General features: G+C 33.4%; 25 protein-coding genes. 5 read left to right on the plus strand and 20 right to left on the minus strand.

Annotation, left to right across the window (positions count from 1 at the left end; translation table 11 throughout):
* Positions 1 to 62: 62 nt before the first annotated feature.
* From ACMDB5_RS08305 to ACMDB5_RS08350, 10 genes are all read right to left on the minus strand, one after another.
* Entirely contained in the window at positions 63 to 629 is a 567-nt protein-coding gene (locus tag ACMDB5_RS08305) for a YceI family protein (protein ID WP_413997794.1), read from the minus strand.
* Positions 630 to 657: 28 nt separating this feature from the next.
* Positions 658 to 1,290 (minus strand): NAD(P)H-dependent oxidoreductase, encoded by a 633-nt coding sequence (locus ACMDB5_RS08310; RefSeq protein ID WP_413997795.1) that lies wholly within the window; start codon positions 1,288 to 1,290, stop codon positions 658 to 660.
* A 16-nt stretch (positions 1,291 to 1,306) separates the two neighbouring features.
* Positions 1,307 to 1,759 (minus strand): MarR family winged helix-turn-helix transcriptional regulator, encoded by a 453-nt coding sequence (locus ACMDB5_RS08315; RefSeq protein ID WP_413997796.1) that lies wholly within the window; start codon positions 1,757 to 1,759, stop codon positions 1,307 to 1,309.
* Between the two features lie 206 nt (positions 1,760 to 1,965).
* Complete coding sequence (locus ACMDB5_RS08320) at positions 1,966 to 2,160, minus strand: DUF6132 family protein (RefSeq protein ID WP_413997797.1); 195 nt, start codon at positions 2,158 to 2,160, stop codon at positions 1,966 to 1,968.
* Positions 2,157 to 2,462, minus strand: a complete 306-nt coding sequence (trxA, locus tag ACMDB5_RS08325; protein ID WP_413997798.1) for a thioredoxin — start codon at positions 2,460 to 2,462, stop codon at positions 2,157 to 2,159. Before trxA ends, ACMDB5_RS08320 begins: the two co-directional genes overlap by 4 nt.
* A 205-nt stretch (positions 2,463 to 2,667) precedes the next feature.
* Entirely contained in the window at positions 2,668 to 2,859 is a 192-nt protein-coding gene (locus ACMDB5_RS08330) for a hypothetical protein (RefSeq protein ID WP_413997799.1), read from the minus strand.
* Positions 2,860 to 2,870: 11 nt separating this feature from the next.
* A complete protein-coding gene (locus ACMDB5_RS08335; protein ID WP_413997800.1) occupies positions 2,871 to 3,701 on the minus strand; it encodes a thiopurine S-methyltransferase in 831 nt (276 codons plus the stop codon).
* Positions 3,702 to 3,735: 34 nt separating this feature from the next.
* On the minus strand, positions 3,736 to 5,151 hold the full coding sequence (locus ACMDB5_RS08340; RefSeq protein ID WP_413997801.1) for an MBL fold metallo-hydrolase: 1,416 nt from the start codon (positions 5,149 to 5,151) through the stop codon (positions 3,736 to 3,738).
* Between the two features lie 82 nt (positions 5,152 to 5,233).
* Positions 5,234 to 6,019: a sulfite exporter TauE/SafE family protein gene (locus ACMDB5_RS08345; protein ID WP_413997802.1), complete on the minus strand. Its 786-nt coding sequence runs from the start codon at positions 6,017 to 6,019 to the stop codon at positions 5,234 to 5,236.
* A 71-nt stretch (positions 6,020 to 6,090) separates the two neighbouring features.
* Positions 6,091 to 6,717: a Crp/Fnr family transcriptional regulator gene (locus ACMDB5_RS08350; RefSeq protein WP_413997803.1), complete on the minus strand. Its 627-nt coding sequence runs from the start codon at positions 6,715 to 6,717 to the stop codon at positions 6,091 to 6,093.
* A 299-nt stretch (positions 6,718 to 7,016) separates the two neighbouring features.
* Between ACMDB5_RS08350 and ACMDB5_RS08355 the strand changes: the two genes are divergently transcribed.
* The 4 genes from ACMDB5_RS08355 to ACMDB5_RS08370 all read left to right on the plus strand — a co-directional run bounded on the left by ACMDB5_RS08355 (position 7,017) and on the right by ACMDB5_RS08370 (position 10,767).
* On the plus strand, positions 7,017 to 7,328 hold the full coding sequence (locus ACMDB5_RS08355) for a rhodanese-like domain-containing protein (protein ID WP_413997804.1): 312 nt from the start codon (positions 7,017 to 7,019) through the stop codon (positions 7,326 to 7,328).
* 63 nt (positions 7,329 to 7,391) lie between these two features.
* Entirely contained in the window at positions 7,392 to 8,972 is a 1,581-nt protein-coding gene (locus tag ACMDB5_RS08360; RefSeq protein ID WP_413997805.1) for an NADP-dependent glyceraldehyde-3-phosphate dehydrogenase, read from the plus strand.
* 160 nt (positions 8,973 to 9,132) lie between these two features.
* A complete protein-coding gene (locus ACMDB5_RS08365) occupies positions 9,133 to 9,849 on the plus strand; it encodes a hypothetical protein (protein ID WP_413997806.1) in 717 nt (238 codons plus the stop codon).
* Between the two features lie 747 nt (positions 9,850 to 10,596).
* The gene (locus ACMDB5_RS08370) at positions 10,597 to 10,767 is read left to right on the plus strand and encodes a hypothetical protein (protein WP_413997807.1); all 171 of its coding nucleotides are present in this window, start codon (positions 10,597 to 10,599) and stop codon (positions 10,765 to 10,767) included.
* Positions 10,768 to 11,028: 261 nt separating this feature from the next.
* On the opposite strand, the gene ACMDB5_RS08375 is transcribed toward ACMDB5_RS08370, so the two are convergent.
* The 8 genes from ACMDB5_RS08375 to truA all read right to left on the minus strand — a co-directional run bounded on the left by ACMDB5_RS08375 (position 11,029) and on the right by truA (position 19,573).
* A complete protein-coding gene (locus ACMDB5_RS08375; RefSeq protein ID WP_413997808.1) occupies positions 11,029 to 11,211 on the minus strand; it encodes a hypothetical protein in 183 nt (60 codons plus the stop codon).
* A 589-nt stretch (positions 11,212 to 11,800) separates the two neighbouring features.
* Positions 11,801 to 12,019, minus strand: a complete 219-nt coding sequence (locus tag ACMDB5_RS08380; RefSeq protein ID WP_413997809.1) for a hypothetical protein — start codon at positions 12,017 to 12,019, stop codon at positions 11,801 to 11,803.
* A gap of 192 nt (positions 12,020 to 12,211) precedes the next feature.
* Entirely contained in the window at positions 12,212 to 13,237 is a 1,026-nt protein-coding gene (locus ACMDB5_RS08385) for a hypothetical protein (protein ID WP_413997810.1), read from the minus strand.
* 322 nt (positions 13,238 to 13,559) lie between these two features.
* Positions 13,560 to 14,639, minus strand: a complete 1,080-nt coding sequence (locus ACMDB5_RS08390; protein WP_413997811.1) for an acyltransferase family protein — start codon at positions 14,637 to 14,639, stop codon at positions 13,560 to 13,562.
* A gap of 204 nt (positions 14,640 to 14,843) precedes the next feature.
* The gene (locus ACMDB5_RS08395; protein ID WP_413997812.1) at positions 14,844 to 15,176 is read right to left on the minus strand and encodes a DMT family transporter; all 333 of its coding nucleotides are present in this window, start codon (positions 15,174 to 15,176) and stop codon (positions 14,844 to 14,846) included.
* A gap of 161 nt (positions 15,177 to 15,337) precedes the next feature.
* On the minus strand, positions 15,338 to 16,726 hold the full coding sequence (lpdA, locus tag ACMDB5_RS08400; RefSeq protein ID WP_413997813.1) for a dihydrolipoyl dehydrogenase: 1,389 nt from the start codon (positions 16,724 to 16,726) through the stop codon (positions 15,338 to 15,340).
* A gap of 254 nt (positions 16,727 to 16,980) precedes the next feature.
* Positions 16,981 to 18,735 (minus strand): ABC transporter ATP-binding protein, encoded by a 1,755-nt coding sequence (locus ACMDB5_RS08405; RefSeq protein ID WP_413997814.1) that lies wholly within the window; start codon positions 18,733 to 18,735, stop codon positions 16,981 to 16,983.
* 103 nt (positions 18,736 to 18,838) lie between these two features.
* Positions 18,839 to 19,573 (minus strand): tRNA pseudouridine(38-40) synthase TruA, encoded by a 735-nt coding sequence (gene truA / locus ACMDB5_RS08410; protein WP_413997815.1) that lies wholly within the window; start codon positions 19,571 to 19,573, stop codon positions 18,839 to 18,841.
* A gap of 297 nt (positions 19,574 to 19,870) precedes the next feature.
* Between truA and ACMDB5_RS08415 the strand changes: the two genes are divergently transcribed.
* The gene (locus ACMDB5_RS08415; RefSeq protein WP_413997816.1) at positions 19,871 to 20,371 is read left to right on the plus strand and encodes a metallophosphoesterase family protein; all 501 of its coding nucleotides are present in this window, start codon (positions 19,871 to 19,873) and stop codon (positions 20,369 to 20,371) included.
* A 10-nt stretch (positions 20,372 to 20,381) separates the two neighbouring features.
* Here the strand turns inward: ACMDB5_RS08415 and ACMDB5_RS08420 are convergent, their stop codons facing one another.
* Both ACMDB5_RS08420 and ACMDB5_RS08425 read right to left on the minus strand, forming a co-directional pair.
* Positions 20,382 to 22,073 carry an ATP-binding protein gene (locus ACMDB5_RS08420; RefSeq protein WP_413997817.1) on the minus strand — a complete coding sequence of 564 codons (1,692 nt, stop codon included), beginning with the start codon at positions 22,071 to 22,073 and terminating at the stop codon, positions 20,382 to 20,384.
* A 96-nt stretch (positions 22,074 to 22,169) separates the two neighbouring features.
* Positions 22,170 to 22,832 (minus strand): response regulator, encoded by a 663-nt coding sequence (locus tag ACMDB5_RS08425; RefSeq protein WP_413997818.1) that lies wholly within the window; start codon positions 22,830 to 22,832, stop codon positions 22,170 to 22,172.
* Between the last annotated feature and the right edge of the window lie 36 nt (positions 22,833 to 22,868).

Consider the following 22,868-nt stretch of genomic DNA (forward strand, 5'->3'; position numbering starts at 1 on the left):
AAAAAAACGTCCCCAACAATTTTCTTGTTGAGGACGTTTAAAATATTTTTTGGAATGTTTGATTACATTTTCAAAGAAACTGCTAATTCAAATTCGTCAGAAATAGCTTTGTCTCCTAAGCTGTCAAAGAAGCTTTTAGAACCATATTTAATGTCGTATTTTGTTCTGTCAACATTAAAAGTTGTAGTTGCAGTATTTCCACTTACAGTAATGTCAAAGTTTACTGGTTTAGTGATTCCTTTGATAGTTAAATCAGCAGTTACTGTGTAAACATCTTTTGCTTTTACTTTAATAGTTTTGAAAACTATTGTTGAAGTTGGGAATTTGTCAGTTCCGAAAAAATCGTCAGCTTTCAAGTGCCCGTTCAATTTTCCTTGGTATTCTCCTTTTAAGTCAGTTGCTGTTAAAGATGTCATATCAACAGTAAAAGCTCCACCAGTTAATTTTTTTCCTTTGAACACTAAAGCACCTTCTTTGAAGTTTACAGTTCCATTGTGTTGACCTGTTACTTTTTTTCCAACCCAGTTGATTGTGCTTTGTGCAACATCTATTTTTTTAGATTGTGCTGTTACTGATGCAGTTGATAAAACTACTACTAATGCTAATGCAATTGCTTTTAAATTTTTCATTTGTTTAAATTTGATTTGTGATTAATAATTATAGTGTAATAAATAATTCGTTGTTTGATTTTCTAATTTTTTTGTGATGTTGTGTTGCGTCTTCATCATGACGGTATCCTATAGTTGCCATAACCGAAGCATTAAGTCCCAGTTGTTCTAGACCTAATATTTCATTTACTTTAGCAGGTTCAAAGCCTTCCATTGGAGTAACATCAATTCTTAATTCGGCTGCTGCATTCAATAGATTTCCCAAAGCTAAATAAGTTTGTTTTGATGTCCAATTATTTCTTACTTCTTCAGGAAGAGTGGTAATAACTGATTTAACAAAATCATGGTATCCTTTCATGTTTTCTAAAGGAACATCTCTTGTTTCACTAACATTTTTAAAGTAATTGTCTATTCCTACTTCGCCAAAGTTAATTTCATTTGCAAAAATCATTAGATGAGAAGCATCTACAAGTTGTGATTGTCCCCATGCTGCTTGCTGCAATTGTACTCTTAATTCAGGATTTTCAACAATAATAACTTTGTAAGGTTGAAGTCCATAAGAAGAAGTACTTAATCGTATTGCTTCTTTTAGAGTATCTAGATCTTCGGTAGATATTTTTTTTGTTGCATCAAATTTCTTTGTTGCATATCTCCAATTTTGATTGTTTATAAAAGTATTCATGATTTATTTAAAGGTATTAATTTCTGTATTTTTCTAATAAAATATTCAATTGTTCTAGTTCTTCGGCACTTAGTTTTCTAGAGAAAAGATTTTCGTGTTCAATTACTTTAGGGTCTATTTCTGTTAGAATTTCAATCCCTTTTTGAGTAATTAAAACTTCAATTTTTCGTCTGTTTTCTGGGCAAACATTTCTTGTTACTAGATTTTTAAGCAATAGCTTATCCACTAACCTTGTGGTATTACTCGTTTTGGCTAGCATGCGTTCTTGAATCATGCACATATTGGCCGGGTTTCCTTTTTGTCCTCTTAATATCCTTAAAACATTATATTGTTCGCTTGAAATATCGAAAGGCTTCAAAATTTCATTAAATTTTTCTGTAATAACGTTTTGTGTGTATAAAACGTTCAGAATAATCTTTTTTGAAATGTTTAAAGAAACAGTGCTTTTTATTTCATCTTCAATTTTCATATTTGTATATATGTAATTTGTTGGTACAAATGTAACATGTTTTTTATTTGTATATACAAGTTTGGAATTAATTTTTTGTTAAATTTTGATTAAGCTACAATGAATAGGGGTTGAATCTTTATAAATATTGGAGAAATAATAGGAGCTATAGTTTGAAAACTAGTAGTATATAAGTTTTAATAGGTGCGATTTTAATTTGTTCTAATTTATTTTTTATTGTCTTTCACAAACATATTAAATAGTAATCCTCCTGTAAAGCTTCCGTATAAGGTAGAATTCAAGGGTTTCGAAGTTATGGCACAAGTTCCTGAGGCACAACCTACAAAATAATAGTAGAAATATCCGGCAACGGCACCAATTACAATTCCTATACTTGTGATAATGATCGCTTTTTTTGTCATTCGTTACTTTTTTCTAATATGATTTCGATTATTGCGCTTTTTTCTAAAACACCGGATTGTCTCCATAATTGTTTTCCGTTTTGAAATAAAATCATAGTTGGTACACCACGAACTTGATATACGGAAGCCAATTGTTGGTTTTTATCGACATCAATTTTTATGATTGAAATTCGATCTCCAAGATTGTCTTTTACTTCTTTCAAAATAGGACCAAGCATTTTGCAGGGACCACACCATGTAGCGAAAAAATCAACTAACACAGGTTTTTCTGAATTTATGATACTGTTGAAACTAGTGCTCATTGGTTGCTTTTTTATTGTTTAGAATCTAAGCGTAATTGACGTTTTGTCTAAGGTTTATGAGGTTTGTCAAAATTACAAAATTTATTTCTGAATGATAAAGGTCTTTGTGATTAAAAAAGGTTTTTGTGTTTTCTTAAAATCTTTAATCAGGATTAAAAAAAAGTGTGTAAAAAGGATTTGAATTCTTGTTACACACTTTTTTAATTTATTTTTTGTTTGGAATCTTACAACCATTGGCTCCACAACCAAAGTTAAATAGAGCTTGAAACAGAAAAAAGAAACCAAAGGCGATAAAAAACCATTCTTTACTGACGTAGGCTTGATAAAATAGAAAACCGGCAAAAGCCAAACGGAAAAAACGCATAACATGCCAGTTTCGAAATAATACTTCTTTCATTGTCTACACTTTTATGATTTCTTTATTTTGTATTTTTCATCATAAGAAACTATGTTTTGTAGTTTCTGTAATTGGATTTCTTTGTTGCTTACAATCAAGACTTCGGCAAAATTAGTGCTCATACTTACATTAAGAACCTCACTTATTGCGGCAAACTTTTGAGTTACCGTATTCATACAACCACTACAAGTAATTCCTTCAAATTCATAAAGAATAACTTCAACTAGATTGTTTTTTTTGAATTCAAAAAACAATTCGGAATTGGCTCTTGGTGTAACAGAGTTTTGAGCTTTTTCTAATTTTAAAAAATCAAAAGCGTCTTTAAAAAGCATTTCATATTCTTCTTGGCTTCCGCCAAAAGGAGGACTTACTTCAAATGTTCTATTGAATAACAAGCCGGTTAAAATTCCATTTTCGGCCAAAAGGTGGTGCATTTTCCAAGCATATTTCTGGCGCATAGTAGGAGGCAGAGCACAGAAAAAAGTTTGTTCGATAATCAAATTGTATTTTCCTTGATGCTCGAAGAAATCACCCAATATGATTTTTATATTGGAATTGGTCGCAAACTTCTGTTTCAAATTGGTAACCAAGCTTGGCGCAATATCGATAACGCTAATGTTGGTAAATCCTTTTTCCAAAAGATATTCCGCTTCATAGCTGTTGCCGCATCCTGGAATTAAGATGGCAATATCTTTATTCTCTAATGTATCAATATAGGTTTTAATGGGAGGTGATACTTCGCCTAAATCCCATGCTGTTGTTTTTGCTTCGTATTGGGCTTCCCAATAGGCTGCGTCAATAGGTTTTTCACAGGATATTACACAACATTGTATTTTTTCCATTTTGATGTTTTTTTTCAATGATGTTATATTGTCATTATTTCAAAACCTTACTTTGGCATACAAAATCGGTTTTGGGCACTGTCGTTTTTGCAATAGCGTTAAAACCGCCTTCTACTTCCGAAAAGTTTCTGAACCCACGAGCCTGTAAAATAGAAGCAGCAATCATACTGCGGTAACCACCGGCACAATGAAGGAAAAACGGTTCTTTAGGATCGATATCTTTCAGCCATTCGTTTATGGTTGCCAATGGTTTACTGAAAGCTTCTTCTACGTGTTCGGCACAATATTCGCTTTCTTTACGAATATCTATTATTTTGCTTTCCCCAATTTTTACTTCTTTAGAAAATTCCTCGGCTGTAATTCGGTTTATGGTATCAATTTCTTTCGCTGCTTTTTTCCAAGTCTCAAAACCACCTTCCAAATGACCAATTAGTTTGTCAAAACCCACACGACTCAATCGAGTCACTGATTCTTCTTCCTGACCAATTTCAGTCACCAGAATAATTGGCTGTTTTACATCGGCAATCAAAGCACCAACCCATGGGGCAAAATCGCCTTCAATGCCTATGTTTATCGATTGAGGAATAAAGCCTTTGGCAAAAACGCCATTTTTTCGAGTATCTAAAATTAAGGCTCCGGAATCTTCGGCAACGGCTTCAAAATCATTTGCTTTAATGGCTTTCATTCCATTGTTTAAAACGGTGTCAAAGCTTTCATATCCTTGTTTGTTCATCGCCACGTTCATACCAAAATAGGCTGGTGGAGGCAATAAACCTTCGGTCACTTCATTTATGAATTCTTCTTCGGTCATATTGGCTCTCAAAGCATAATTAGTTGCTTTTTGGTTGCCAATTGTCCCAACGGTTTCTTTGCTCATATTTTTACCACAGGCACTACCAGCACCGTGCGCAGGATATACGATAACATCATCGGCGAGAGTCATTATTTTGTTTCTTAGCGAATGAAACAATATTCCGGCCAATTGTTCTTGTGTCATAGAAGCGGCTTTTTGAGCCAAGTCAGGTCTTCCTACATCGCCAATAAATAAGGTGTCTCCAGAGAAAATAGCATGCTCTTTTCCGTTTTCATCAATCAATAAATAAGTGGTACTTTCCATGGTGTGACCTGGAGTATGCAATGCTTTTATTTTGATTTTACCAATAGTAAATTCCTGTCCGTCAGTGGCTATAATTGCTTCAAATTCAGGATTAGCACTTGGTCCATAAACGATTGGTGCTCCGGTTTTTTTGCTTAAATCAACATGACCCGAAACAAAATCGGCATGAAAATGAGTTTCAAAAATGTATTTCAGTTTTACGTTATCTCGCTCTAATCGATCTAGATAAGGTTGTATTTCGCGTAAAGGATCAATGATGGCGGCTTCACCATTTGAAGTTATATAATAAGCACCTTGTGCTAAACATCCGGTATATATTTGTTCTATTTGCATTATTTATGATTTAAGATTCTTGTACAAAGGTAATTCTTGTGTTTTAATTTGACAGTGACTATTGTTACACAAAGCATTTCATTTAAAAGAAGATTTCTTTGGTGATAATATATATTCCCATCACTAATATAAACCAACCAAAGAGTGGTTTTAGCTTAGCTCCATCTATTTTTTTTGAAAGTTTGATACCAATAACCATTCCTATCAGTGCGATGCCTGAAATTGTCAGTAAAAACGAATAATCGATTGGTGTGCCAATATATAAGTCACCAGCAAAACCAATAGTCGAGTTTATGAAAATAATTAATAATGAGGTGCCAACAGCTTGTTTCATTGGTAAATTAGCAAAAAAAAGCAATGCCGGTATGATTAAAAATCCGCCTCCTGCTCCTAAAAAACCTGTTACAATTCCAACCAAAAACCCAATTATTCCCAGCTGTGTGTAATTTGTTTTTGGAGGATTCGTTACCGTTTTTGTTTTTCGTATCATTGATATGGCAGCAGAAATCATCAGCACCGAAAAAACAATCATTATCAAGAAATTTTTTGATACCTGATAGGAAGCAATGGAGAAAATTGTTGATGCTATTTTGGGGAAAATAACTTCTCTAATAATCAGTATCGAAAAGATCGAAGGAATGGCAAAGTACATTGCCGATTTAATTTTAAGATTTCCCATTTTATAATGGCTAATACAGCCAAATAAAGAGGTAATTCCCACTATAAAAAGAGAATAACTCGTAGCATTTTCGGGATTTATTTTAAAGAGATAAACCAGGATGGGTATGGTGAGTATTGATCCTCCTCCGCCTATTAAACCCAATGAAAGCCCAATGACAATTGAAGCTAAATAACCTAAATATTCCATTTGTTAAATTTTATTACAAAGGTTGTTTGTATTTCGTTTACAAACAGTAACATTTGTCACATTGAGCATCTTTATGTCAAAAGTTCAATATTATTGCGGTGTAATTTTACTAATCCGCGTTGTTCCATCTTTTTGAGTAAGCGGGAAATTACTTCTCTCGAAGTATTTAGTTCCGTGCCAATTTCCTGATGGGATAGTTTCAAATCTTTGCATCCACAGGCTTCTGCATGGCGTTTTAAATAAAATTCCAAGCGCTCATCCATAGCCCTAAATGCGATGCTGTCTATAACTTCCAAGACTTCCTCAAATCGGGTGCGGTAAGTAAAGATTACAAATTCATACCAACTGCGGTACTCCATCATCCATTTTTCCATTAAGGAAAGCGGAATCATTATCAGCTCAACATCTTCAACCACTTTTGCCGTAATTTGACTTGTTTGGCTTTTGGTCGCACAAATCATAGAAACAGCGCAAGCTTGTCCCGGTTGCAAATAATACATAAAAAACTCACCTCCGTTTTCTCCCTCACGGTAGGTTTTAATTTGACCTTTAGTAATCAAAATAGTGTAGTTGATGTACTGGCCTGTGCGCATGATGACATCACCGGCTTTATAAGTTTGCCAAATTGCATTAGTTTCAATCTCTTTGATAAGATCGTCTGAAAATGAGGGGAATATTTTTTTTATGGAATGCTGCATTTTGGGTATTTTAATTTTCTTTTTTTGATGGAGATAGCGTAAAAGTAAGTTAAAAAATGAATATGACATAAAAACTGTCGGTTATCAAAAATGAAAATGGAATTAAAAAATCAATAATTATTTTTTATCTATTGTCTATAGATTTAATGGGGTGATTTTTATGGATTTAATAATTAATTTTATAGTTAGTTGATTAATAAGGTTTAACGAAAACGTTTTCTTCGAATTATTCTCTAATTCATAAAATGGGCGCAGATTGTTTGATTAAACATTGTAATTTTACAAAAAAAAAACACACTATGAATTTAACACAAGAAGATTGGATTTCTCAACTTGAAGCTGATGGGAATTCGGTAATATTAGATGTGAGAACTGAGGATGAGTATAATGATGGAATTATACCTAATGCGATAAATATAGATATTTATAAAGGTCAAGGTTTTATTTCGGAACTGGAAGCTTTAGATAAGGATAAAAAATATTTTGTGTATTGTCGTTCTGGAGCCAGAAGTGCAAAAGCATGTGAAGTTATGAACCAACTAGGTTTTGAAAACGCTTTTAATTTAGTTGGAGGAATCTTAGAATGGAACGGAGATATCGTTGCACCATAAAACTGAAAGGAGGCAAACGCCTCTTTTTTATTTAGAAAATTAAAAAACCAAAACAACCAAAAAATGAATTTAATACCAGAAGAATTTCAGATTACTACTTTGCTTAACCAAGATTCCTATTTAATAAATGGAGAATTAAAAAAATGGGAAGGACAAACATCTGCAGTATTCTCAACGATATCATCAAGCGAAAAATACGAACCAACCTTGTTAGGGTCGATTCCTTTTATGGTAGAACAAGAAGGATTGGATGCCGTAAATGCTGCCGCTGCCGCTTATAATAACGGACAAGGAGATTGGCCTACGATGAAAGTGGCTGATCGAATTAAATGCATGGCAAACTTTGTTTCACAAATGAAAGAAAAGCGTGCTGAGGTTGTTAAGTATTTGATGTGGGAAATTGGAAAATCACTTCCTGATTCTCAAAAGGAATTTGACAGAACAGTAGAATATATTTACGATACTATCGAGGATTACAAACAACTGGATCGCAACAGCGCCCGTTTTACAAAGAGTCAAGGCATAAATGCTATGATTCGTCGTGGTCCTTTAGGAGTTGTATTGTGTCTTGGACCATACAATTACCCTTTAAATGAAACTTTTTCATTGCTTATTCCGGCATTGATTATGGGAAATACAGTGATCTTTAAACCGGCTAAACACGGTGTTTTATTGCTGTCGCCTTTATTAGAAGCCTTTAGAAGCAGTTTTCCAAAAGGGGTTATTAACGTTATTTACGGTAGAGGTCGCGAAGTAGCTTCGCCTATTATGGCTTCTGGTAAAATTGATGTATTGGCTTTGATAGGAAACAGTAAATCGGCTATTGCCTTACAAGATTTACATCCTAATAAAAACAGATTACGTTTAATATTAGGCTTGGAAGCTAAAAATCCTGCTATAATCCTTGCTGATGCTGATTTAGATTTGGCTATCCAAGAATGTATTACGGGTTCTTTATCTTTCAATGGGCAGCGTTGTACTGCTTTGAAGGTTTTGTATGTTCACGAAACAATTGCCGAAGAATTCAACAAAAGATTTGCTGCTAAGGTAGATGCACTTCCTTTTGGAAATCCTTGGGACAATGGAGTTACTTTAACGCCATTACCTGAAAAAGAAAAACCGGCATATATCCAGGATTTGATTGATGATGCCAAGAGCAAAGGAGCTAAAGTGATTAATGCAAAAGGCGGAGAAAAGAGTCCTAATTATATCTTTCCGGCGGTTTTGTATCCTATCAATAAGGAAATGCGCGTTTACCACGAAGAGCAGTTTGGTCCCGTGGTGCCTATTATCGCTTTTAAAGACATACAAGAGCCTTTGAATGATATGGCCGAATCTAATTATGGACAACAGGTAAGTTTGTTCGGAAAAGATATTAAAACCATTGCACCGCTGATTGATACTTTGGTGAATTTAGTATGTCGTGTAAACTTAAACAGTTCTTGCCAGAGAGGACCAGATATTTATCCATTTACAGGAAGAAAAGATTCTGCTGTGGGAACCTTAAGTATCCATGATGCGCTGCGTTCTTTCTCAATACGAACTTTTGTCGCTTCAAAAGACAATGATTATAACAATGAAATTTTGCAGGCTTTGTTGAATAGTGATCAATCTAATTTTATTACTACCGATTATATCTTGTAATCTTTTTTTTCAGAATAGAAACCGTCTCGTTTATTAAATGAGGCGGTTTTTTTATGAAAGAATCTTAATTGTTTCTTTTGATTAAAATAGAGTGTAAGTAATTGATTTGCAGTGTTTTTATGATTATATTTACGTAGTAAAATAACATAAAAATAATAGTATGGAAAAGTGTAAAAATTTTTTGAGCCCCATTTTAATGGTATTTTTTATCGTTGCCGTTTTCTCTTGTAAAAATGATAAAAAGGAAGTGAAAGAGGAAGTTCCTAAAATGGAGGAAATGAATACCAGCAGTATGCCATTTAAACCTTTTAAAATCATTGGTATTAAGCATAAAGTAGCTGATTATGAATTATGGCGTATGGGATATGATGCCCATGATTCGGTTAGGAAAGCTTATGGCATTACACATTTTGTAATAGGTAGAGGAATGGATGATCCTAATACAGTTATCATAATGGACAAGATGGAAGATGTGAAAAAAGCAAAAGAGTTTAGCGTGCTTCCTAATCTTAAACAAACCATGGCAAAAGCGGGAGTTATAGGAATTCCTGAATTTTCATTTTATGAGGTAATACGAGAAGATAATTCCAAAATTAATCTAAGAGATCGCCTGATGGTAACGCATCGCGTTAAGGATTTTGATGCTTGGCTCAAAGTGTATGATGCCGAAGGAATCGATAAAAGAATGGCCGAAGGACTTATTGATAGAGGAATGGCTCGCGGTATTGATGATCCTAATATGGTAACTTTAGTATTTGCAATTTCCGATTTAGAAAAAGCCAAGGCAAGCATCAATTCCGAAGCCAAGAAAAAATTGATGACAGAAGCAGGAGTAGAAGGGAAGCCAGAAATGTTTTACTATAAGTTAGTGGATTAATACACAGACTTTAATTTTATAAGAAGCCGTTTTGTTTTGACTAACAAAACGGTTTTTGTTTTATTGGATTAGCTAGGAATCTAAAAACACGGCAATACTATAGCCGTATTTTTTAGGGTTATGTATTCCTTTATGTTAAAATAATTCCTTAATTTAGAGTATCAAAAAACAATTTGACTGTTTTTGTTTATTGTTTAGACATTCTAAAAAAACGCGGAATTATCAAAAAGAAAATTAAAATAGCAAAACAAAATATTCACCAGCGACTGCATCGGGAGCCTTATTATACCCATCCCAGATTGAAGTTTATCCCTAATATTGTCCTTAATCTGCTTAGTTTTTTATTGTCTTTTGCCGTTGTTATAAGCTTGCTTTATTTAGTATTAAGCTATCTGATTAAAAAGTTCTATCATTTAGATTAAAGAACATTTTAATGCTATTTTAGATTGCGGACAAAAAAACCATAATAATTTCACGGCTTCCTAAATCACTTTTATTTAAGTTTTTTTTTACATTATCTTCTTTTTTTTATTTAAAATATCACTAAAAGTGGGTATTGCTATAAATAGTTAATCCATGTATTTTTGGAAAAATAAATAAAAAGATATTGCCTTTTCCTTTAATTATAAGTTACTTAATTAGCAACATATCTCTATGTAGGAAATGCTGTCTAAAGACAAAAAAGAGTTTAACAATTGAACAATAATAATGATGACAAATTTAGAAAAAATTAAAAAGGTTAATGAATTGCTGATCGAAGTAATTAAGGACGAAGAAAATCAAAACGAAACTTCTTTGAGCGGTTTAAAAGATGTAGTGTTAAGTATACTTGTAGAACATTGGCATACTGTCAGAGAACCTGAAATTTTCATGGAGTCTTGTAGGATTGAAAACGAAGAACTTGAATACAGCAATTAAAAAAATAACTAAATCAATTATTTTTTATTCATGAAATTGTCAGAATATTAAAACACTGTTTTTTGCTTTCTTCTTTTTAAGAAGCCTAAATTTGAATTCAAAAAAAAAGCCTCGTTTATTCCGAAGTTCGGAATTTTAAACGAGGTTTTTTTATGCAATTTTATTTCTTTTTTATAAATTGAATTACAGCTATACCAGCTAAATATTTGCGAAGCAACAACATATACTAGATATAGTACAAGCTGATTATTTATAATTTATTTACTCTTTTTTATGTTGTTGTTCAGTATGATTCTGGTTTCCATTAACCATTTTATCTTCGTGATACATTGCATTGGACATTCCAATCATAAAGGTGCTAATGATCAAAATAAGTTTTCTTTTTATCCAATAGCCGAAATGCTTGGATTGCTCCAAACGGATTTTGTTTTTTAGCTTATACATTTTAGTGATGATAAATGATTAGGTATTTGTTTTATCATTTTATGCAGCAAAGTGCATATTAGCATAGAAAATAAATCAGTTCTATGCTATGTATAAACTTTAATATTGGTTATTGGACATGAATTTTTCGTTCAAAAAAACATGCTGAGCTATCATTGAATTTATTGTTTGATAAAGCTTAATTCGTAATTTTAAAACCGTTTGAATTTGATTACTATATACATCTCGTAGATTGCGATATGTAATTAGGGCATTAAGTGAAGCCTTTTCTGAAAGAATTTTTCCAGTGTACACATACAATTTTGAATGTTTGTGACTAAATTCTTTTCGGGTATTGATGTAGGATAGCTGATGATAACTTGCGGAATTTGTACTAGAATATATAGAACATTCGTTCACCGTCAGACCGAAAATCAGAAGGAAGGAAATTAGATATTTTATATATTTTGTCAATTTATGTAGTTCAAATTATCCATTCTTGTCATATATTAATTTACTAATGCTTGGCTAGTTTGGAGGCTAAAGATGCGATATTTTTTCATTAAACAATATTTTTCAATTGATATAAATTCCGAAATAATTTTATTTTTTACACGATAGCAATTCCTATCCAATGCATAATAAGCATTATTACAGCTGTTATCCCAAAACTGCACAAAGTAAGAATACGCCAATACGTAGAGCGTCCATTCCCAAATCTCCAAATTCTTTCGCCAGCTTCTTTTCTGTTTGTTTTTAAAGTAAATTTCGACAGTAGGTATGTTGAAACAATAAAAAGCAATATTGCAATTATCCAAAATTTTATCATAATTTATATCTTTTAATAATGAAGTTAAATTTACGTTTTTTTCTAAAAATTATCGGCTAATGTTCTGGCGCTTCAAGAAGTTGGGGAATTTTGTTTCCAAACCATTCCATTATGACTGAAGTTAAATATATAAAATCACCTTTAAATTTTGCATAAAACCCCAATTTCTTAAAACAGATGTTAGCGGCTGCTTTAGATATATTCTATTATCATTTTAACTGTAAATCCTAATGCAAATAAAATTCCAGAACTGATAAATGATATTAATAGCTTCATATAAATTTCTCGCCTTAATCCTTTGTTTTTACTTTCAATTTTTTCCTGCTCGTTTTTATCGCCAACAGTAAACATGAAAATTGGTTTATCTCTTAATTTACTCATAGTTATATTAAATTTTTGAGCATAAAAAGCAGAAACTCGAGTAAAAATTGTATAAGATAAAAACACACCATTTATTATGAAAAAGGAATATTTTAAATATTTTGTGGTAGTCATTGGGCTAGATTCTGAATTAATTATAAAAAATGTCGCAATAGGATAGAACAATAACAAACCTGATAAAATAATCAATATTTCCATTACCATTCTAAGCTTTACACCGTGCTTTTCTAAAAATTCATTAATGTCTTTCTTTGCAACGTTTTCAGGTAGTAAATTATACCAATCATTTACAATTGCCAAAAGTTCTGTGGCAATCCTGTCATTTACAAAATCTACTTTTGCAACCATTTGCGCTTGACTTTCCTCAAGCTCAAATTCATCACCTCCAACTATCATCATATGAAATATCTCATTGGGTTTTAACTCGTTTCCAAGCCTCACTTTTAAACTATGAGTTTGGGGTAAGGTATGAACTCTATTTGGCAAAATCATTTCGAAATCCCAATTAATTGTTATTGTTTCCGTTTTTTCTGATGTTTCCCAAGTTTCACATAGAAATTCATTCCAATTTCCATAAGATTTAATGTTATTACCAGAAAGATTTATGCTAATTGATGTAAGTTTGTTAGAAACAGAATAGTTTAATAATTTTTTTTCGATTTTATCATTTAAATCAATAACATTTTGTCTGCAAAAAACTTTGTTGCCTGTATAAAGCTTTATTTGTGTGTCTCGTTTCCCCTTTGCTAAGTAAAATATTGCTTTAAATTGTTCTAATGTATCATTTAAAATTGATACTGAATTGTGATTATTAGCATTTTGTACTTCTGAACTCATATATTTATTTTTTAAAAGTTTGTAGTGTTAAAGTTGCAGCCAACTAGCATATACAATCAAATATATTGATCTTTTTAGATTTTTATAAATAAAAATTAAGTTTTTTCTTATTTTTATTTCAATACTGTGTTTGATTCGTTAATTTTAGATAGTAATTGTTGCGGTTTTTGTATTGGGTGAGGGATGGAAGCGGCATCCTTTATGGCGGTTCTTAGAGCCATAAAGATAGAGCGTACAGCCCGACGCTGCTGCAACGAAAGTGGAAGCAGGGGCACGCCCATAAAAAAAAATCCGACTTGCTTTCGCAAATCGGATTTTGGATTTATATTTTCTTTCTTCTTTCGGTTAAATACTTTCGAACCGGAATGTCATAGAATTTCATCGTCAGATAAGCTATGCCAACTAAAAACAATGTTCCGCTTATGATAATGAAAGTAAGCTGGGCTGTTCCTGGTTTATTGCTGATGTAATAGCTCGCGAACATCCACATCACAGCATAATGCGTCATGTATAAAGGATAGGATATTTTTCCGAGGAAGATACATATTTTTTCTAATCCTTGATTTAGTGTCGATCCTGCACCTATGGCAATCAATAACGGAAAATAGAACAATACAATGAAAGGTTCTGTTAGCCAATTCAAATCCGAAAAAGGAACTAAGAAGGCTATGAGTAGTAATACGGATACACCGGTAAAACCTATTTTTGATTTAATAATCCAATTGGAACGATAAATCAGCATACCTGCTAAAAAGGAATAGGAGATACGAGCACCACCATCCCAAAAGGTAGTGTCATTCCATCCACCCAACAACGATCCACCCGCGTGGTTACTGGTAAAACAGAGTCCAACGCCAGCAATAACGGTTAATAGTAAGAGGGCACGACGGCTCAATTTGTGGAGGAAAAGTGCATAAAGAATATTGGCAACATACTCCCAGAACAACGACCAGGCGGGAGCATTTAGACCAAACAAGTTGAAGTATCTGTCGGGCATTACCGCAAAAGGAACTAGAAATAGGGAACTCAGAAATATCAAAATCAATTTACCGGTTTCGTAGGTTTCGGGATGACTGCTAAATGGATCAAATAGAAAAGTTAACAAACCCAATACGGAACCAAAAACAACCAAAGGATGCAATCGGATTATTCTGGATTTAAAGAACTCAATAGTTCCCATTTTACCAATGCGATCATGATAGGCATAAGCAATTACAAACCCAGATAGACAAAAGAAAAAATCGACGGCAAGAAAACCGTGGGCGATAAAATTTTTGCTGGGTTCATAAACGATTTCCATAAAATGAAATATTACAATGGCCAAAGCGGCTATTCCTCTTAATCCATCGAGGATTTGAAAATGTTGTTTGGTTTTTAAAACGTCAGTGTTTGTATTTTGCATTTGAATAAAAGGTTTGGGGTTTTAGGTTAGTTTTTTAGTTTAAAATGTTCTTAGATTTCCAAAAATAGATAAAAAAGACTACATTATTCGAAAGGAATAAAAAAATTGTGTTCGAAAACAAAAAAGGATATTACCATTGAAAGGGAAATATACAGCGGTAATAGTAGTATTTTAAAGGAGTTATGTTTAAGTGGAACCAATGTTTTAATGCGCTGTAGTTTTTGAAAAAACATTGATCACTATCACACCAATCAGGATGAAAGCCAAACCAATTATTGCAGCTAAATCCAGTTTTTGCTTAAAAACGAAGAATCCGACTAAGGTGATTAATAGTATACCAATTCCAGACCAAATGGCATAAGCAATCCCAATAGGAATCGTTTTTAGGGCTAAACTGAGAAAATAGAACGCAGCAAAATAACCAACAATTGTAATAAGGGAAGGAAGGAGTTTTGTAAATTGTTCAGAGCTTTTCAAAGTTGAAGTTGCTATTGTTTCAAATAGAATAGCTATAGCTAAAAAGAAGAAGTTTTTCATTATTTGTTTTTTTTGCAAAGACCGATTTTGTGACGAGACAAAACAATCCGAATATAGTTTTGAAAGATAAGAGATAAAAAAATCCGATCTGCTTTCGCAAATCGGATTTTTTATATTTTATGTCGTCGAGATGCACCGCAGTGCATCTTTACAGGGTGTATTTACAAATGTATTACCTCGCCATAAGCATCAGCAACGGCTTCCATAACGGCTTCGCTCATTGTTGGATGCGGGTGAATTGCTTTAAGGATTTCATGTCCTGTAGTTTCCAGTTTACGCGCTACAACTGCTTCAGCAATCATATCAGTAACTCCGGCACCAATCATGTGACATCCTAACCATTCGCCGTATTTGGCATCAAAAATTACTTTTACAAAACCATCTGGAGTTCCAGAAGCTTTTGCTTTTCCAGATGCTGAGAACGGGAATTTTCCAATTTTTAATTCGTATCCTTTTTCTTTGGCTTGTTTTTCGGTCAAACCAACTGAAGCAATTTCAGGAGTAGCATAAGTACAACCCGGTACGTTACCGTAATCGATAGGTTCTACATGAAGACCTGCGATTTTTTCAACACAGTTGATTCCTTCGGCAGAAGCTACGTGAGCTAATGCTTGTCCTGGTGTAACATCGCCAATAGCGTAATAACCTGGAACATTAGTTTGGTTGTAAGCGTTTACAAGAATTTTGTCTCTGTCAGTAGCAATTCCCACTTCTTCAAGACCGATGTTCTCGATATTTGTTTTGATTCCAACAGCCGAAAGCAAGATGTCAGCTTCTAAAATTTCTTCTCCTTTAGCTGTTTTTACAAAGGCTTTAACACCAGCTCCAGTAGTATCAATTCTCTCTACAGAAGAGTTGGTCATGATTTTTACTCCCGCTTTTTTCATCGAGCGTTCCATTTGTTTCGAAATGTCTTCGTCTTCAACAGGAACAATATTTGGCATGAATTCTACGATGGTTACTTCAGTTCCCATAGAATTATAGAAATGTGCAAATTCAACTCCAATAGCTCCAGAACCAACGATAATCATCGATTTTGGTTGTGTTGGTAAAGTCATTGCTTGACGGTAACCAATTACTTTTACACCATCTTGTGGCAAGTTTGGCAATTCACGAGAACGAGCTCCTGTAGCAACAATAATATGATCAGCGCTGTACTCCGTAACTTTATTGTCTTTGTCAGTAACATCAACTTTTTTACCTGGTTTTAGTTTTCCAAAACCATCAATTACGTCGATTTTATTTTTTTTCATCAAGAATTGAACTCCTTTGCTCATTCCTTCAGCAACACCACGGCTGCGTTGTACTACGGCCGGGAAATCTTTATCAAATGAGGAAACAGTCAATCCGTAATCAGAAGCGTGTTTTAGATAATCAAAAACCTGAGCTGATTTTAGTAATGCTTTGGTTGGGATACATCCCCAGTTTAGGCAAACTCCACCTAAGTTTTCTTTTTCAATTACGGCTACTTTAAAACCTAATTGTGATGCTCTAATGGCAGTAACATATCCGCCTGGGCCACTTCCTAAAACAATGATATCGTATTTCATTTTTTGCTGTTTTATTTTTTTAAATTGTAAAAATGGAATTCGCAAAAGCGCATTTCATTTTATATAAGATTTTCTAAATTAATTGAGATTGCGAATTTAAGGATTTATTTTTAAAATTGAACTTAGTATTTTGGGACATTAAAAACTTTTCAGGACTACAAATAATGAGATATAAAATAGGATTTCATTTTTAATTTTTAATGTCTGTTAAGTTAGTGCGTCCATAAATAAGCTTGTTTTAAAGATTCCTAATTTTATTCAGACATCGAGAACTGAGAATCATACAGGTTTTTATAGTAACCGCTTTCTCGGTTGATTAATTCCTGATGCGTTCCTTGCTCTACAATCAAACCTTTGTCCATAACCACGATTTTATCGGCATTAACAATGGTTGCCAATCTATGTGCAATAACAATTGAGGTTCTTCCTTGGGTGATTGTTTCTGTGGCACGCTGAATCAATTCTTCCGAATAAGTATCGATTGATGAAGTTGCTTCGTCCAAAATAAGAATACTCGGATTACTGACATAGGCTCTCAAAAAAGCAATTAGTTGTCGCTGCCCTGAGGACAACATCACGCCGCGTTCTTTGACATCAAAATCATAATTATCTGGCAAGCTCATGATAAAATCATGAACGCCAATTTCTTTGGCTGCCTCTAATACATCTTCCCTTGTTATTGCGGGATTGTTCAGGGTGATATTATTGAAAATAGTATCGGCAAAAAGGAATACATCTTGTAAAACCACGGCAATTTGCTTGCGCAAAGAACCCAAAGTATAGTTTTCTATATTTTGGTTATCGATAGAGATAGTACCGCTGTTGATTTCGTAAAAACGATTCAATAAATTGATAATAGTCGATTTTCCGGCACCTGTCGAGCCTACAATGGCTACGGTTTCGCCTGCTTTTACATCTAGATTGATCCCTTTGATTACTTCTTCTTCCGGAATATAACTAAAGTGAACGGAATCGAATTGTATGTTTCCGAGGAAAACCGAAGCTTCAATTTTTCCTGTATCCTGAATTTGATCTTGAGTATCTATAATTTCAAAAACACGATTGGCTGCAATCATTCCCAGTTGCATTTCGTTGAATTTATCTGCAATTTGGCGCAACGGATTAAAAAGCATTCCGATGAACATGGTATAAGAAAATAAATCTCCAAAAGTGGTGAAATTATCCCCGTTCAAAATTTTAATTCCGCCATACAATACGATAAAACCTAAAGTTAGTGACGAAATAATATCAGCAATAGGAAAAAAGATGGAGTTGTAAAGAATGGTTTTTATCCATGCTTTTTTGTGTTTTTCATTGATGTTTTTAAATTTTTCAGATTCAATTTCTTCTCGATTGAACAACTGCACAATTTTCATTCCCGTAACGCGTTCCTGAACAAAGGTGTTCATATTGGCAATTTGGGTACGCACTTCCTCAAAAGCAACTTGCATTTTTCGTTGGAAGATTCGGGTGATGAAAACTAAAACTGGCATCGCTACAATTACAATCCAGGTGAGTTTCCAGTTCATGTAGAACATGAAAATAAGTACGACAATCATTTTCATCAGGTCACTGATAATCATAAACAGACCTTGGCTGAAAATACGCGCAATCGATTCGATATCGGATACCGAGCGAGTTACCAGTTGACCCACAGGAACCATGTCAAAATATTTCATTCTAAAACTCAGAATGTGTTTAAACAACTTGATTCGAATGTCTTTTACGATATCTTGCCCGAGCCAGTTGGCCCAAAAAACAAAGTAGAACTGCGAAAAAACTTCACACAGTAACACAACTCCCATTAAGGTGATATAGAACAAAAGACCTTTGGCATCTTCGGTTTGGATGTATCCATCAACGGTTTGTTTTAATAAATAAGGACGCAATGCCGCAAAAACGGACAAAGAGACAGCAAACACAATAACGCCATTAAAACGCCATTGATAGGGTTTTGTATATTGTAATATTCGCTTGAATAATCTGGTATCGAATGCTTTTGCTTTCATTTTTTTATTTAGGATTTAGGATTTTAGATTTAGGATTTTTGTAATCGTTCCTCTAATTTTATCCTCAATATTCTCTATATTTTATGATCTCTGACTTTAAATCTTACAAATAATCGTAATCAATTTCGGTTAAATATAATCCATGCGCCGGAACCGAAAATCCGGCTTTATCTCTGTTTTTACTTTCGATAATGGTGTTAAAATCATCTAGAGTAATTTTATTTGTGCCAATGTTTACCAAAGTTCCTACTATGGCGCGAACCATATTTCTCAAAAAACGATTGGCAGAAATGGTAAAAATCAATTTGTTGTTTTCTTGTTTCCAGTACGCTTCAAAAATAGTACAATCAAACGTATTTACATCTGTATTTACTTTCGAAAAACATTGAAAGTCGGTGTGTTTGAATAATAGTTGCGCCGCTTCATTCATCAAATCAATATCCAGTTTTTGATGAAAGTACCAACTTTGCTCTTGCGAAAAAGCGTCCTTAAAGGTATTGATATGGTATTCGTAAGTTCTTTTGGTGGCATCAAAACGCGCATGCGCTTCATCGCTAACGGGAATAATATCAAAAACGACAATGTCTTTCGGCAAGAAGGAGTTGAGCTTATGTACTGTTTTCGAAATGTCAAAAGGAGTTTCAAAATCAAAATGGGCATACATTTTTTTGGCATGAACTCCTGTATCTGTGCGTCCGGCGCCCATCAGATTGATTTCTGAATGCAACAATGTGGAAACCGCTTTGTTCATCGTTTCCTGAACAGAGGAAGCATTGGGTTGGTATTGCCAGCCATGATAATGGGTTCCGTTGTATGCTAATTTTATAAAATATCTCAATTCGGATTTTGATTTTAGATTTCAATCCCGATGCTTCGGAATCAGATATTTCTGGAAGAAATCGTAATTTGTGCTTTTGAAGTTGCAAAGATACTTATTAATTTTTTTTGAAGTTGAGGCAAAGTCATAATGTTTTTTTTGAGAAGAACTTATTTTTTATTTGGTTTTGGAATGTCTAATTTTACCACAAAATCCTAGCCCTGATAGTAGCGAAAATCCTTTTTTGTGCGCCTTTTTGGCGCAGAAAAAGATTGTAGCACATAGCAGGAAATAGCTCCTTAAAAAAAATATAAAATTGTGAGTAAAAAAATCCTCTTGCTTTCTGATACACATAGTCATATTGATGATACTATTTTAAAATACGTGGCTCAGGCTGATGAAGTTTGGCATGCAGGAGATATAGGTGATTTGGCGGTAACGGATACTTTGAAAAAATTAAAGCCATTACGAGCCGTTTATGGTAATATTGATGATGCCCAAGCGCGTTTAGAGTTTCCTTTGCACAACCGTTTTATGTGTGAAGGAGTTGATGTTTGGATCACGCATATTGGTGGTTATCCCGGGAAATACAATCCTAATATTAAAGCCGAAATGGAGGCAAATCCTCCCAAGTTGTTTATTTGCGGACATTCGCATATTCTGAAAGTAATGTTTGATAAAAAACACAATTTTTTGCACATGAACCCCGGTGCTTGCGGAAAAAGTGGTTTTCATCAGGTGCGTACCATGTTGCGTTTTGTCATTGACGGTGACAAAATAAAAGATTTGGAAATTATTGAAATCGAGAAACGGGTTTAATAATTGATTTTTATAAAAAAGGTGCTTTTATGTAAATTACCGTTCCTGAATTTAGTTGGGAATTAATTGTAATTTCTCCGTCAATATTGTTGATTCTGGCTCGAATTCTATTAAGTCCGAAACCTTCAATCATATCGAATTCACCTGTATTAAATCCTTTTCCGTTGTCATCAACATGAATGTGTAATTCGTTGTCTTTTTCCTTGATTGATAATTTTGCATTCGCAGCCTGACTGTGTTTTGTGATGTTGTTAAAAAGTTCATTTACAATGAAGTATATTTTTAATTCAAATTCTTCTCTGTAGCGTGTTTTTGTAGCCACTGAACTCGAATATTCGAAATTGATATCTGAATTTGAATTTTTTTCGCATAGATCATTAAGCGCATAAAACAGACCGAATCGAACCAATAAGGATGGCACAAGTTTATGAGACAAGTCTCGGACTTTGTCGTGAGCATCGTTAAGGATTGTCTTTGTTTTTTTTATTTCTTCACAATCTGTTATTTGGTTTTTTGCGCAAAAAACACTCAAATGCAATCCCGCCGAAGACAGTAGGGCGCTAATATTGTCATGCAAAAAAGCTGATATTTTTTTTCGTTCCATTTCTTGCCCGTTTATGGAAGCGTTTAAGATTTTTAATTGAATCTTGCTCTGCACATCTTTAAGGTCATTTTTTTGTTTAAGTCTTGCGTTTTGGAAGAAAAAATAAAAAAGGATGATAATTAGAAGTAATATCGAAATTATAATAATACTAATTTGCTTGTTTTTGGACTGTTTTTCTAAAAGTATTTGTTGCTCTGTTTTGTATTTTGTTTCAATATTGTCAATCTCTCTTTTGTATTCGTCTAATTCCAGATTGATACCAGCAACTTTGACTTTTTTTAATTTTTCTTCATCGTTAAGTTCATTCGTGATTTTATTGAACAGTATTAAATTTTCATATGCTTTTTTATAATTGCCACTTTTCATTAGAAATTTGGAATATTCTTCATGTGCAAATGATAAGTCTGATTTTTCATCTCCCAAAGACCCTTCTTTGATGGCTTTTTCAAAATAAACGTTGGCTTTTTTAGGATTGTTATTATATGCTTGATACATGCCATTGAGCATATTTAAAACAACAAGGATTGATTTATCTCTGGATTCTATGTGATTTTGGTTAATATATTCTAGATAAGGAAGTCCTTTTTTATAATCTCCGATATCAAAATAAGCCCAGGTTATGTTGAGTTTTGTGAAAATAATTTGAACAGAATCTTTTGTTTTTGTGCTGAATTCTAATGATTTTTTGTAATAGAAAATTCCCTTTTCGTATTCCTTTTTGTCGAAAAAATAAATATTTCCTAAGTTGTTATTCAGCCAATTTTTTAGCTCATCGCTATTGGTTTTTTCAGCATAGATTAATCCTTTTTTATAGTAAAAAAGGGCTTTTTCAGGTTCTGATATTCCATCAAAATTTGCCGCAATGGTATTGTAACAGGAAGCAATTAGATTATCGTCTTTGATGATGATTGCATATTTTAAGGCAAGTCTGGATTTTATAAGTGACTTTTCAAAATTTTCTTCATGCATCAGAGTTGTAGCCTCTTCTGCAAGCTTGATAATTGCTTCTTTAGAGGGAATTTTATTATGAGAAAAGACGGTATTGCTAAAGATACTTAGTAATAGCAAAAGGAATAAAATATTTTTTTTTGGAAGCATAAAATGGAACTAAGCAATTTTTTTAAAAAACTTTTAGGGTTTAGGATGGTATCTTTTGAACTATTTCCTGCCTTTTGCGACTTTGTATTTACTAATTTAAGATTTAATTAAATTATTTTTAATTGCAAATTTAACCAAACTGATGGTGTTCTTGGCATTCAGTTTTTTTATTATGTTTTTGCGGTGCGTTTCCACGGTATTGGTGCTAATAAACAGTTGCTCGCTGATTTCTTTACCGCTATATTCCAATGCAATTAATGTAATGATTTCGAGCTCTCGTTCCGTTAATAACGAATTGATATTTGGTTTTTGTTTATTTAATTTTGAAATGTTTTTGGTGGCCGTATTAAATATTTTTTCCCGTACTGATTTACTGAAATATTCTAGCCCGTTAGATACGGCTTGAATAGCTTCTACGATGTTTTCTCCCGCGCATTGTTTTGTCAAATAGCTGCTGACGCCCAACTTCATGACTTCTTTTACGATTTTTAAATCGTCATAACTGGAAAGGATGATGACTTTGCATGGGAATCCATTTTCGGCAAATTCTCTGATGACTTCAATACCGTCTTTCTTGGGCATACTGATGTCTAGCACAAGAATATCTGCTTTGTTGTTTGTAACTTCTTCAAAAAGAGTGCTACCGTCTAATGAAAATCCGACAACCTCAAAGTTTGGAACGGTTTGTAATAAAGTTCTCATTCCGTCAATAAGCACTTGGTGGTCATCTGCAAGATGTATTCGTATTTTTGGTATCATTTTTTAGTGCACTTTGCCCAAATTTATAAAAAAATA

The organism is Flavobacterium sp. W1B (genome assembly GCF_047344965.1).
Lineage (GTDB): Bacteria > Bacteroidota > Bacteroidia > Flavobacteriales > Flavobacteriaceae > Flavobacterium.